A 14,575-nucleotide genomic window follows, 5' to 3' on the forward strand; every position below is an offset into this window, starting at 1 on the left:
TATTCATCAATCAAAAAACAAAAAATCATGTTTAGGAACTATGTCAGAATTGCCTGGAGAAATCTACTGAAACGTAAGGTGTTCACTGCTATTAATATACTTGGGCTTGCCATTGGTTTTGGAAGTAGTATTCTTATATATCTCTTTTTGAGTTACCATCTTTCTTTTGACAAGTTCCACGAAAACTCAGATAGGATTTACAGAATTGTCACTGAGGAACACCGGGATCTTATTGATTATGAAGCTAGTGTTCCTCCCGGCTTTGCCAAAGTGTTTCGCGAAGACTACGAATATGCCGAAAGAGTGGCAAAAATTGTTGAACAGAGCGGCCTCGTTATGGATGTTGAGGTTGATGGCACAACTAAAAAGCTTAAGGAAGATGTTGTGTTTGCTGAGGAAGACTTCTTCAAGATTTTCAATTACCCTCTCTTGGATGGAAGTAACAACATATCGTTATCAGAGCCCAATACAGCGGTTGTTACAGAAGAAATAGCACTCAAAATGTTTGGAAAAACCGACATAGTTGGCCAAACCTTTGTACTGGAAAATGACAAGACCATAAAAATAACCGGGGTACTGAAAAATCTACCTAAAACCACATTTCATGAAGAGCAGGTTTTTGTATCATTTGGCAACCTCGAGGATTTCTTTGGTTTTGCCGCTTCAGAAAGTTGGGGCGGAATTTCAAGTAATCTTCAGTGCTTTGCGCTTTTAAGACCCAATCAAAATATTCAAGCGATTGAGAGCGCTTTAGTTGAACTTCCCAAGCAACATCGTCCAAAAAGTAAAAACAAGCACATATATAAACTTCAATCCTTGGCGGACATTCATTTTAATCCCTACTATGGTGGGGTCGACCCTGTTCTCCTCTGGATTTTTGGCATTATTGGCGTGTTTTTGATTGCAATTGCTTGTATCAATTTCATAAATATATCAACCGCTCAAGCTTTCTATCGTTCCAAAGAAATTGGGATTCGAAAAGTACTGGGAAGTTTTAAAACACACTTGTTTTGGCAGTTTCTTTCAGAAACTTTTGTAATTAGTCTTTTTGCCATCCTTGTCGGTGTTTTATTGGCAGCACTTTTTCTCCCTTCTTTTAATGCGTTGTTTGAACTTCAGTTATCCATACGCGACCTTCTGACTTTTGAGTTTTTTGGATTTCTTATGTTGATTTTGGCCGTAGTGGCGTTCATGTCAGGTAGCTATCCAGGGCTGCTTATGTCCCGGATTGTTCCCGTTCTCGCACTAAAAGGCAAACTCACTCATAATGACACCGGGGGCAATAAAACTCGAAAAGTTCTGGTCGTAGCCCAGTTCGCCATTTCCATAACACTTATTGCCGCCACCCTGATTATTTCAAGACAACTTGAATATGCGGTCAATGCAGATTTGGGGTTTGACAAAGACTCTGTGGTAATGTTGGAAGTTCCTGGGGAACTTGAAAAAATTCAATATGGAACTTTGACCGAGCGTTTCAGTCAAATACCTGGAGTAAAGAGCGTTTCAGGCTGTTTGAGCAGTCCAGGGGCCGCAGAGAACAATTGGGGTACCAGCGTCAAATTCAATAATCGTCCAGAGAATGAAGAATTCAGCATTCAAGCTAAAATAGGTGATGTCAATTTTCTTGAAACCTTCGGAATAGAACTTGTTGCAGGAAGGAATTTTTTTAAAAGTGATTCAATCACAGAAGTATTGGTCAATGAAAAATTTGGAGAAAAAGTAGGAGTGTTAGATCCACAAGAACTTCTGGGGAAAAAGCTAAAAGCCAACGGAGATGAGATACAAGCAACCATTGTAGGGGTGGTTCGCAATTTTCATGATGTCAGTTTTGCTGAAGAAATTCGTCCGGCATTTATCGCTGACAACCCTAATTGGTATGGAGAAATTGCCGTTAAGATTGGTCCTGTAAACACTCGGTCCACACTACAGCGAATAGAACAAATATGGTCTCAGGCTTTTGAAGGCTATATATTCGATTATCGTTTTTTGGATGAGCGAGTGGCCCAAGAGTACGAAGCCGAACAACGGTATTTATCATTATCTAAAGTCTTCTCAGCTCTTGCCATTCTTATCGGTTGTCTTGGTTTGTATGGCCTCATCCTTTTCTTTGTCGGGCTCAGAACCAAGGAAATCGGGATTCGAAAAGTACTTGGGAGCAACGTCGCCAATATACTGGCCCTTTTCACCATGGATTTTTTCAAATTGATTCTTATCGCTGGGCTGCTTTCCACTCCAATTGCCTGGTATCTCATGGAACAATGGCTACAGGGTTACGCCTATAGAACCGAGATTCGTTGGTGGATTTTTGCTTTGGCCATAGTTTCAATCATGATTATTACCCTGATTACCATTAGCTATCAAACCTTAAAAGTGGCCGTCACAAGCCCTGTAAAAAGTCTGAGAATAGAATAATCGATCAAAAAAGAAAATCATCATGCTTAAGAGCTATTTTAAAATCGCCTGGAGAAATCTTATCAAAAGAAAGGTTTTCACCACTATTAATATCCTGGGGCTTTCCATTGGTTTTGGCAGTGCCATTTTGATTTATCTTTTCTTGGGGTACCATTATTCATTCGATGATTTTCATCCCAACGAAGATCTCATTTACAGAATGGCCACAGAAGAACATACAGATGTTGTAGTGTATTCTGCCAGTGTTCCCCCAGCATTTGCCAAGGTGTTCCGAGAAGAATATGCCTATACGGACAAAGTAGCTAAAATAGTGGGTCAATCCGGGCTTGTTCTTGACATCGAACAAAATGGGAATACCAATAAATTTAAAAGAGATGTATTGTTCACCGAAGAAGATTTTTTCAAAATTTTCAATTTTCCTCTATTGGATGGCAGTAATGCTGTTTCGCTTTCCGCACCTAATACTGCAGTGATTACCCAAAACGAAGCTATCCAACTTTTTGGCCACACGGATGTCGTTGGAAAAACCTTTGTTTTGGAAAATGATAAGATCATTGAAATTACTGGGGTTCTAAAAAATATTCCACAGACTTCATTTTTGGAGGGCTCAATTTTTATTGCTTTTAAAAACCTAGAGGACTTCTCTGATTTTGCCTATGGTGAGAATTGGGGCGGAATCACCACCAACTTACAGTGTTTTGCATTGTTAAAACCAAATCAGGATATAGCACAAATAGAAAATGTGCTTTTGGAACTTCCAAAAAAACATAGACCGAACAGTATGAACACCCATGTTTATAAGATGCAACCCTTATCAGAGATACATCTTAACCATGATTACGGTGGCTTGGATCCTGTCTTTTTGATTGTTTTTGGGATTATCGGTCTATTCTTATTGGTCATTGCTTCCATAAACTTTATCAATATTTCTACGGCACAGGCTTTTTATCGTTCCAAGGAAATAGGAATTCGAAAAGTACTGGGAGGGTTTAAAAAACAACTTTTTTGGCAATTCTTGAGCGAGACCTTTCTCATTAGCTTGTTTGCCATTGCATTAGGTTTTGGCATGGCCATTCTCTTCTTGCCTTCTTTCAATGCCCTATTTGAAATACAATTGACATTGGAAAGTCTTTTGAGCTTTCAATTCTTTGGGTTTTTAATTGCTCTGCTAATATTGGTCTCACTTCTTTCAGGAGCATATCCAGGTCTTTTGCTATCCAAGATAGTTCCCATCCTGGCTTTAAAAGGAAAGTTGAGCCACAATGATACCGGAGGAGCAACAACACGAAAGTTTTTGGTGGTGGCCCAGTTTGTTATTTCCATTTCCCTAATTGTAGCCACTTTGGTAATCTCAAGACAGATTAAATATGCGACCCAATCAGATTTAGGCTTCGACAAAGAATCCATTGTGATGCTCGAGATACCCGAAACCATAGATTCAGAAAAGTTTTATGACCTTAAGGAAAGGCTAAAACAAGTTGCGGGGGTCCAAAAAGTTTCAGGCTGTCTCACCAGCCCTGGAGGAGCCAACACTTTTTGGGATACAACTGTTAAGTATAACAATCGCCCCGAACGTGAAGAATTTAGTATTTCCATTAAAATTGGGGATGAAGACTACTTGAATGCCTTTAATATTCCACTTGCAGCAGGAAGGAATTTCTTTAAGAACGATTCAATAACTGAAATGCTAGTCAATGAAAAGTTTGTAGAAAAAGTAGGGGCTGACTCGGCTGAGGACATTTTGGGCAGAGCAATTGCCGTTAATGGGGAGAGGATAAAAGCCACCATTGTAGGTGTAGTGAAAAACTTTCATGATGGTAGTTTCACCGAAGAAATTAAGCCAGTTTTCATAGCGCCCTATGTAAGATGGTATAATGAGTTAGGTATTAAAATAAACCATCTCAATACGAAAGCTACCATGGAACAATTGGAAAAAGAATGGTCTCAGACTTTTTCCAAACAAATTTTCGACTATCGCTTTTTGGATGAAAGTGTAGCAGAACAATACGAAACAGAGCAACGCTATTTATCCCTATCCAAAGTTTTCTCCGGGCTTGCTATTTTCATAGGTTGTCTAGGGCTTTATGGACTCATCTTGTTCTTTGTAAGCCATCGTACAAAAGAAATTGGTATACGTAAAGTTCTTGGGAGTAGCATTGGCAACATTCTTACTTTACTTTCTACCGATTTTTTAAAACTTATTGCCATAGCTGGAATTGTAGCCACGCCAGCCTCATGGTATATAATGGACCAATGGCTACAAGGATATACCTATCGAACCGAAATTGGGTGGTGGGTGTTTGCTTTGGCTATTGGTTCCGTAATGCTTATAACCCTACTGACCATAAGTTATCAGACACTTAAGGCAGCGTCAGCCAACCCCATAAAGAGTCTTAGAACGGAATAACAGTAACCTACAAAACGAAAAAAATGATACGCAACTATTTTAAAATTGCATGGCGCAACCTCAAAAAAAGAAAGGGTTTTACATTGATAAACATTGTAGGACTGGCTTTGGGTTTTGCTTGTAGCAGTATCATATTTCTTTTCGTTCAATATCATTTAGAGTTTGACAAATTCCATAATCATCCTGATAGAATTTATCGTTTTGTAACAGAGTCACATGGGGATGAAATTAGCTATATCCCGAGTGTTCCACCCGGATTTACAAATACTTTCCGTTCAGATTTTGATTACGCAGAAAAAGTGGCCAAAATAGTAAACTGGGAAGACCGCGTAATTTTTGTGGAAGAATCCAATATTCGATTAAACCTAAAAAAAGGTATTGTATTCGCTCAAAAAGACTTTTTTGACATATTCAATTTTCCCCTATTAAATGGCTCAAACGACGTAAATATTTCGGAAGTCAATACCGCAGTAATTACTGAGTCGATGGCCAAACGTCTTTTCGGGGACTCAAACCCGGTTAACAAAACATTTGAGCTTGGTAATCAAGAAACCATCACTATTACCGGTGTTCTCAAAGACCAACCTGCCGCCTCATTTTTACAAGGTGACATTTTTATTTCTTTCGACACCCTTAAACGCTTTAGCAAATTTATGGGCGGTGAAGAATGGTGGGCCATTGGATTAAACCTTCAAAGTTTTGCCAGATTGCATCCTGGACAGGATGTTTCACAAATTGAAGCTGTACTGAAAACGCTTCCAGCTAAATATCGCCCTGATGAGAAAAACCTACATCAATACAAACTACAGTCTTTAAGTGACGTTCATTTTGACCAGCGTTATAATGGTCATATTGACATCAAGGTCTTATGGGTATTTGCCTTGATCGGGTTATTGATTCTGATTATAGCATGCATCAACTTCATAAACATTTCCACAGCTCAGTCCAGTTACCGTTCTAAGGAGGTGGGCGTTCGAAAGGTTTTAGGTGGGCTCAGAGGTCATCTCTTTTGGCAGTTCATGTGCGAAACCTTTTTGATTGTAATTTTTGCACTCATTGTTGGAGTGATTATCTGCGGGGTTTCCTTACCATACTTTAATACCATTTTTGAATTGAAGCTTCATTTTTCGAGTCTTCTCAATCCCTCTTTTTTAGTATTTATTGGTATTCTCTTGGTGGTAATAACCTTTTTGTCAGGAATTTATCCAGGAATCTTATTGGCACGAATAAATCCAGTTTTTGCTTTTAAACGCATCCTCTTTCAAAATACCCCTTCAAATAACCTTACGCGCAAGGTATTGGTCACTTCTCAGTTTGTGATATCCATAATTCTGGTTGTTTCGGCAATAGCAATCAATAAACAAATACAATATGCCATCAATTCAGACCTTGGTTTTGAGAAATCTGCAATTGTAATGGTAAACATCCCCAAACCCCTTGAGCAATCAAAACTAAAGGTAGTTAAGCAACGTCTAAGTAGACATATTGGAATAGAAAAAATCACGGCTTGTTTTGCACCTCCTTCAGCGGCAAAAAATGAATGGAATGCTGCCGTCAGATTTAACAATAAGGATGAGAATGAACTGTTTTCAGCGCAAATGAAAGTAGCGGACATCGATTATCTTCAAACATTCGGATTGGAAGTCCTTGAAGGACGCAATTTTTTTGAAAGGGACTCTGCGGACGAAATTCTGGTAAACAAGACTTTTGCTAAAAAGATAGGAGTAAAATCTTTAAATGAATTGTTGGGCAGGCCCGTATCATTTGCTGATGGGGTTGTAAAAGGTAGAATTGTTGGTGTGGTCAATGACTTTCATGATAAGGATTTTCATCAGGATATCAGTCCAATTTTCATCGCGCCACTTTCCAGTAGCTTCTATCAGTGGGCTGTAAAGGTAAATCTAGATCACATCTCATCCGGAATCGAAGAGATTGAAAAAGAATGGTCCCAGTTATTCCCTAACTACATATTCGATTATACCTTCCTTGATGATCAAATTTCCCTTATGTACCAACAAGAAAGTCGTTCCCTTTCTCTTTTGAAACTATTTTCCGCGCTTGCCATCTTTATTGGTTCACTAGGGATTTATGGCCTCATCTTATTTTTTGCCGTCCAAAAAACAAAGGAAATCGGTATTCGAAAAGTCTTGGGCAGCAGTGTTGGAGGCATTTTATGGATTATGTCCAAAGACTTTTTCAAACTCATCTTGATGGCAGGTATAATAGGGTCTCCAATTGCATGGTGTTTCATAAATAGTTGGCTACAAAACTTTAATTATCGGACACAGGTTTCGTGGTGGATTTTTGGATTTGCAATTAGTATTTTATTGATAATAACCCTTGTAACCATAAGCTACCAAGCCTTAAAGGCTGCCCGAACAAATCCCATTAAGTGTCTTAGAACCGAATAATCAATCAAAAAACAAATCATCATGCTACGCAATTCCTTTAAAATAGCTCGGAGAAACCTTCTAAAAAACAAAGGCTTTACCATTATCAATGTCCTGGGACTAGGTCTCGGTGTTGCAGCTTGCATCTTAATAACCCTTTATATCATTCATGAGAGCAGTTATGACAGCTCTGTTGCAAATGCAGACCATATTTATCGAATGATAAATAGAGACCGGGAGGATGGTAAAATTAATGATGGGGTACACTTTTCGGCCAATACAGGGTCAACCGTACTGAACGATTTTGGAGAAGTCGTTAATGCAGGTCGATTAAATGACAACGATTTGTTTTATGGGGCCGGAAGCAATGAAATCCGTATTGAAGGTCAAACCTCCCAGTATTATGAAAAAGGTTTTACCTATGCAGACCAGGCGATAATTGACATAATGGATATCCAAATGGTTTATGGGGAAGCTGCAACGGCTTTAACAGAACCATTTACTTTGGTGATTTCAGAATCAATGTCCAAAAAATACTTTGGCGACCGTAATCCGGTGGGCATGTCTATTTATCTAAATGGAAATGACAGTCAGCCATTTCGAATAAATGGCGTAATGAAAGACTTTGCTAGCAATTCACACATGGATTATAACTTTCTCCTAACGTTGAAAGGAGTAGAGTTTGGTGAAGGTGAACAAACACGGTGGATTCAAAACAATTATTACACCTATTTACAACTTAGACCTGGTACGGACGTCGAGGCCTTCCAAAAGAAGATGTCCGATAGGCTCATCAATGATTATATAAAGCCAGCCTTTATAGCAGGGGGTTTTGTGTTGCCTGAAAATGGCGAAGACTATTTTAGTATCCGTTTGCAGCCGTTAAAGGATATCAACCTTTTTTCTGGAACAATCGATTTCGAAACAAGCAAAAGAAACGATATTAAGATTATCTGGATTTTCGGCATAGTGACCCTGTTCATTTTAGTTATCGCTAGTATCAACTTCGTGAATTTGTCAACCGCCAAATCAGCCAACAGGGCTAAAGAAGTAGGAATAAAAAAAGTTATTGGCTCTTCCAAAAAGGCTTTGCTTCAACAGTTTTTGACTGAATCACTTTTGATTACGTTCATTGCATTTGTCATAGGGGTTTTCCTTGCCTTTATTATCCTGCCATTTTTTCAAGAACTTTCAGGAAAAGCCGTGCAAATTCCATGGTCAAGCCCCTACTTTTTTCTAGCTATAGTTCTTGGTGCCTTTTTCGTGGGCATACTAGCTGGAATATATCCGGCTTTTTATCTCTCAAGATTTAAGCCTAGCTCCGTACTCAAGGGAAAGCTTGCTATCGGTAGTAAATCAAATCGTTTACGAAGTGGCCTGGTCATCTTTCAATTTGCGATTTCCATCATCTTAATCATCGGTACGCTGACGGTTAACAAGCAGATGAGTTTTATTCTAAACTCAAAATTAGGTTTTGAAAAGGAGCAAGTGGTGCAATTGTATGGAACCAATATGTTAAGAGATAAGTTGACAACCTTCAAAGAAGAACTGAAAAGCTTGAATGGCATCAAGAATGTAAGTGTAAGTGACTATTTACCTTTAGAAGGCACCAAACGAAATGGAAATGGTTTTGTAAACGAGGGACGTGATAATTTGGATGAAACCGTATTTGGGCAAGCATGGGTAATTGATGAAGACTACTTGAATACCCTAGGTATAAATCTGATTGAGGGTAGAAATTTTTCTGAAGATAGAACATCCGATACGCGTACAACAATTGTCAATCAACAAATGATAGAAAAACTCAATCTAAAAAATCCTATAGGCAAGAGAATTTCAAGATACGGTGAAACATATGAAATTATTGGTGTTGTCGAGGATTTTCATTTTGATTCCATGAAGCAGAAAGTTGCTCCTTTGTGTTTCTTTTTAGGAATGAGCCCGTCAATTACTTCCGTTAAAGCAAGTACGGATGATATCGAAGGCTTGGTGCAAGCGATTGAAAACAAATGGTCTGAGTTCATGCCCAGTATGGAGCTTCGATATGCATTCATGGACCGCTCATTTGCCAATATGTACGACAATGTTAGTCGTATAAGAAGTATTTTTATCTCTTTTGCCATATTGGCCATTTTTGTAGCCTGTTTGGGATTGTTCGCGCTCTCAGCATTTATGGTTGAGCAGCGAAGAAAAGAAATAAGTATCCGAAGGGTACTTGGTGCGTCCTTTAGGAATATTTACAAATTGCTTACCGTTAATTTTTTGAGCTTAATAGGCATTGCGGCTTTGATAGCAACTCCCCTTGCTTGGTATGCAATGTCCCGCTGGCTTGAAGATTTTGCCTATCGTATTGAAGTGTCTTGGCAAATCTTACTACTTAGCGCAATCATTTCAATAATCATTGCAGTGCTAACGATAAGTTATCAATCCATAAGTGCTGCCTTTACCCAACCCTCAAAGAACTTAAGAAATGAATAATCACAATCAAAACCGAGAATCATGATAAAGAATTATTTAAAGGTCGCATGGAGAAACCTCTCCAAGAACAAGGGCTACTCAGCAATCAATATTGGCGGTTTGGCCTTGGGTATGGCCGTTACCTTAGTCATTGGACTATGGATGAATGATGAGCTTACGTATAACAGTTACTTTAAGAACAAAGAAAAAATTGCCCAGGTTTTTCAATCACAGACTTTTAATGGCAATGTAGGCACAGGGCCTGCAATTCCTTTGCCTTTGGAGCCAGCACTTCGTGAGAATTTTGGAGATAACTTCGAGCATATTATGATGAGCTCATGGACCCAGACCAGTTATGTAAAATACCAAGAAAAGAGCATATCCCGAACTGGAAATTACATGCAGCCAAATGCGCCTGAGTTATTGAATCTTCGGATAACCAAAGGGGATAAAAATGGATTGGAAGACGTTAACTCCATTATGATATCTGAATCCTTGGCTAACGCTTTTTTCGGAAAAGATGACCCCATCGGTAAAGTTCTAAAAATAAGAAACCAGTATGATTTGATGGTCACCGCGGTTTATGAAGACATCCCTTATAGCAACTCGTTTAACGATACGGATTATATTATTCCGTGGGAGCATTATGTAAATGTGACCAATGCCGACTGGATTAAAAACTCATTGGATAATTGGCAGAACAACTCTTTTCAAATGTTTGTACAAATTGCGGATAATACCACATTTGAAAGTGTAACCAATGCAATAATTGATGTCAAAAAGAAAGCTGATGAAGAAGTGGTGCAGTATAATCCCAGAATCTTCCTGCTACCTATGGAAGACTGGTATTTGAGAAGCAATTTCGAGCAAGGTAAGCAAACCGGAGGAAGAATTACATACGTTTGGCTTTTTGGAATTATTGGAGCCTTTGTGCTGATTCTGGCCTGTATCAATTTTATGAACTTAAGTACAGCGCGGTCTGAAAAAAGAGCAAAAGAGGTAGGTATCCGCAAGTCTATCGGTTCCCAAAAAGGTCAGCTCATCTATCAGTTTTTGAGCGAATCGTTCTTGGTTGTGTTTTTTGCCTATCTTCTTGCCATTGTTATTGTATTGCTTTCTTTGAATGGATTTAATGAATTGGCACGAAAGGAAATCTCTTTTCCATGGAACGGTCTTTCTTTTTGGTTGATATCTATAGTATTTGTACTGTTTACTGCCCTTCTGGCAGGAAGCTACCCTGCTCTCTATCTTTCCTCCTTTAAACCAGTTGATGTTCTGAAGGGAACCTTTAAAGCAGGGAAGTACTCTGGTCTCCCAAGAAAAATTCTAGTAGTTGTTCAGTTTACAGTTTCTGTTGCATTCATCATCGGCACCTTTATTGTCATGCAGCAGATAAATCATGCCAAGAACCGGCCTATAGGATACGATAGGGAAGGATTGATACAACTACCCACTTTCGCTGAGGATTTTGAGGATAAAACCGATTTAATGCGAAGTGAGTTCAAAAAGTCAGGCGCGGTTATGGAGATGGCTACTTCCAGTAGTCCTACAACCAGGATATGGTCCAACAGAAGTGGCTTTACTTGGGAAGGTAAACCTGAAGGCTTCCAAGAGGACTTTGCCTGGACCGAGGTTTCAGCAGAGTATGCCAAGACCTTAAACCTAAAAGTTGTTGAAGGCAGGGATTTTTCAAGAGACTATGCTTCAGACTCTCTAGGTGTGCTCATTAATGTGACCGCAAAAAAATATCTTGGTCTTGAAAACCCTATCGGATTACTACTTAGGGACACCGATATTGAAGATCCCGACCCTCCTTTGAAAATCATTGGGGTTGTTGAGGATATGATTGCACAATCACCCTACGATCCGGTTAAACAAGCCTTATACGTATATGACCGTTCGAACGAATTTAGTTATTACAACCTAAGACTAAACCCAAAACAAAGTATGCGGCAAAACATTGCCGTTGTAGAAAGAGTGTTCAAACAACACTTTCCAGATATTCCATTTGAATACCAATTTGTGGATGAAGAATATGGAGAAAAATTTGCCGCCGAAGAACGTATAGGTAGTCTTTCTGGAATATTTACCGCTCTGGCCATTCTGATTAGTTGTTTGGGACTATTCGGATTGACTTCTTATGTGGCAGAACAGCGCACTAAGGAAATCGGAGTAAGAAAAGTATTGGGGGCTACGGTATTCAACGTGTGGAACATGCTCTCCAAAGACTTTATGAAACTGGTAATCATCTCTTGCTTCATTGCCATACCTATTTCGTACTACGTCATGAACGGTTGGTTACAGGAGTACCCGTATCGGGTCATTCTTAAATGGTGGATTTTTGCCCTGGCCATGTTAGGTGCCATGGGAATTACTGTACTTACTGTAAGCTTTCAAGCAATAAAAGCTGCAAAGTCAAATCCTATCAAAAGCCTTCGGACAGAATAATCAAATCAAAAAACAACAATCATGTTTAAGAATCATCTAAAAATAGCTTGGCGTAGCCTAAAAAAACAGACCTTTCTAACGCTGCTCAACACCATGGGGTTGGCCATTGGCATGGCTGGAGCCTTATTAATTGCACTTTTTATCCATGATGAGTTGAGTTTCGATAAAATGTTTACTGATGCCGAACGTATTCATCGGATAAACGTAGATGTTAAGTTTGGTGGAACAGAAAGTGTTTTTGCAGAAACTTCTGCTCCAATGGCAGAGGCATTAGTGGCGGATTTTTCGCAAGTGACCATGGCCACACGTTTTAATCCATTGGGAACCACACTAATACGAAGAAGCGATAAAACTCAAAACACCAAAGAGGATAATTCCACCTTTGCTGATGATACCTTCTTCGACATGTTTGGGATGGATTTACTTGAAGGCGATAAAAAAACAGCTCTTTCGGAACCAAATACCCTAATCATCACAGAGTCTGCAGCCCAGAAACATTTTGGTACTTTATCAGCTGTTGGAGAAACCTTGGTTCTAAACAATTCGACCACATATACCGTAACTGGAGTAGTTCAAGACATGCCAAAAAATTCGTTTCTACGAGACTATTCCCTTTTCTTGGCAATGGCTGGAAACGAGGATGCCACTGATGGAGAGTGGACCAGCCATAATTACCCAACTTTCATCAAACTTGCACCTAAAGCCAATATTGAAAATTTACAAGAACCATTGCGCAACATGATGGGTAAATATGTAATTCCATATGCCCAAAGGTACTTCCCAGGGATAACCGAAGAAGCTTTCAAGGCTTCTGGAAACCATTTGATATACAGTACAATTCCATTGGTGGACATCCATTTAAACTCTCAGCTTGAAAGTGAAATGAGTCCTAACAGCAGCATGCAAAATATTTATATCCTATCGTTCATTGGTCTGTTTCTAATTGTTCTCGCGAGTGTCAATTTCATGAACCTTTCCACGGCATACTCCCTAAAGAGAAGCAAAGAGGTGGGTATTCGGAAAACCTTAGGATCATCAAAAGTGGGTCTGCTGAGACAGTTTTTTATCGAATCTGGACTAATTACCTTAATATCCCTACTATTCGCTTTTGTGCTGGCCACTATTCTTCTGCCCTTTTTCAATGAGCTAGCCGGGAAAGAGATATCCATACCTTTTGCAAATCCCTATTTCTGGGCCATTGTTTTGATCTCTGCTGCTTTCCTTGGTGTTTTATCTGGTTGGTATCCGGCCTTTTTTATGTCCCGATTTATGCCTGTCGATGTACTAAAGGGTTCCGGAGATAAAAGTATAGGTGGTGGAAGGGTACGAAACTCATTGGTCATATTTCAGTTTGCCATATCGGTTTTTCTCATAATTAGTACCATTATTGTCTATCAGCAACTAAGGTTTATTCAAAGCAAGGATCTCGGTTTTTCTAAAGATCAGGTCTTGATTATTGAAGATGTATTCGCCACCGGTGACCAAGCCACCACTTTTAAAGAACAGGTGAACCAACTGGCCCAGGTAAAAAGTACTACGCTCTCTAGTTTTCTGCCAACTCCGTCTTCCCGAACTAACACAAGCCTCTTTCGTGAAGGTTTTAGCGACCCAGAAAGTGCCATTAACATGCAGGTCTGGAGGACAGATAATGACTACATCCCTACGTTAAATATTGAAATGGTATCAGGAAGGAATTTCAATCCACAGTTCCCTGCAGATTCTTCGGCCATCATCTTGAACGAATCGGCAGTAGCCATTTTAGGTGTGGATTCCAAAGAAGTTTTGGGTGTTAGGTTATCGGACGACTTAGGCGAAGAGGATGCTACATTTTTAAATGTGATAGGGGTAGTTAAGGATTTTCATTTCGAATCCTTAAGAAAGGACATAGGAGCATTAAGCATTCGATTAGGGCAGTCTACAGGAAATTTAGCTGTAAAACTTACCGCAGGGGATTTTTCCGAAGCAACCGCAGCCATACAACAAATCTGGAACAATCTTGCTCCTGGGCAACCTTTCAGCTATCGTTTCATGGACGATGCCTTCAACAAGACCTATGAAGCGGACCGAAACCTGGGAAGAATATTCATCACATTTACCATTTTGTCCATTTTCATTGCCTGCCTCGGTTTGTTTGGTCTGGCCACTTTCAATGCCGAAAAGCGTACCAAAGAAATTGGAGTTCGAAAAGTACTTGGCGCCAGTGTAAGTCAAATTACACTCCGCCTCACTACCGACTTTCTTAAGCTTGTTGCTATATCCATTTTAATATCGGTTCCTATAGGCTGGTTGGCCATGAACAAATGGCTCCAAGATTTTTCATATCGAATTGATATTAGCCTAGCCGTTTTCCTTTTGGCAGCAGCTTTAGCAGTATTAATAGCGGTAATAACGGTTAGTTATCAGAGTATAAAAGCAGCTATAACCAATCCTGTAAAAAGCTTACGAAGCGAATAATTAAAAG

At 39.4% G+C, this 14,575-nt stretch carries 6 protein-coding genes; all 6 read left to right on the forward strand.

The window, feature by feature from the left end; genetic code table 11:
- Positions 1-27: 27 nt before the first annotated feature.
- The 6 genes from CLV81_RS04065 to CLV81_RS04090 are packed head-to-tail and all read left to right on the forward strand — an operon-like array spanning position 28 to position 14,568.
- Entirely contained in the window at positions 28-2,412 is a 2,385-nt protein-coding gene (locus CLV81_RS04065) for an ABC transporter permease (RefSeq protein WP_106143770.1), read from the forward strand.
- A 22-nt stretch (positions 2,413-2,434) separates the two neighbouring features.
- Complete coding sequence (locus CLV81_RS04070; RefSeq protein WP_106143771.1) at positions 2,435-4,819, forward strand: ABC transporter permease; 2,385 nt, start codon at positions 2,435-2,437, stop codon at positions 4,817-4,819.
- Between the two features lie 23 nt (positions 4,820-4,842).
- Entirely contained in the window at positions 4,843-7,230 is a 2,388-nt protein-coding gene (locus tag CLV81_RS04075; RefSeq protein ID WP_106143772.1) for an ABC transporter permease, read from the forward strand.
- A gap of 21 nt (positions 7,231-7,251) precedes the next feature.
- Entirely contained in the window at positions 7,252-9,687 is a 2,436-nt protein-coding gene (locus tag CLV81_RS04080) for an ABC transporter permease (RefSeq protein ID WP_106143773.1), read from the forward strand.
- Between the two features lie 21 nt (positions 9,688-9,708).
- On the forward strand, positions 9,709-12,114 hold the full coding sequence (locus CLV81_RS04085; protein WP_106143774.1) for an ABC transporter permease: 2,406 nt from the start codon (positions 9,709-9,711) through the stop codon (positions 12,112-12,114).
- A gap of 21 nt (positions 12,115-12,135) precedes the next feature.
- Entirely contained in the window at positions 12,136-14,568 is a 2,433-nt protein-coding gene (locus tag CLV81_RS04090) for an ABC transporter permease (RefSeq protein ID WP_106143775.1), read from the forward strand.
- The last annotated feature ends 7 nt before the right edge of the window (positions 14,569-14,575 follow it).

Source organism: Flagellimonas meridianipacifica, from assembly GCF_003001695.1.
In the GTDB taxonomy this organism is placed as follows: Bacteria; Bacteroidota; Bacteroidia; order Flavobacteriales; family Flavobacteriaceae; genus Flagellimonas; species Flagellimonas meridianipacifica.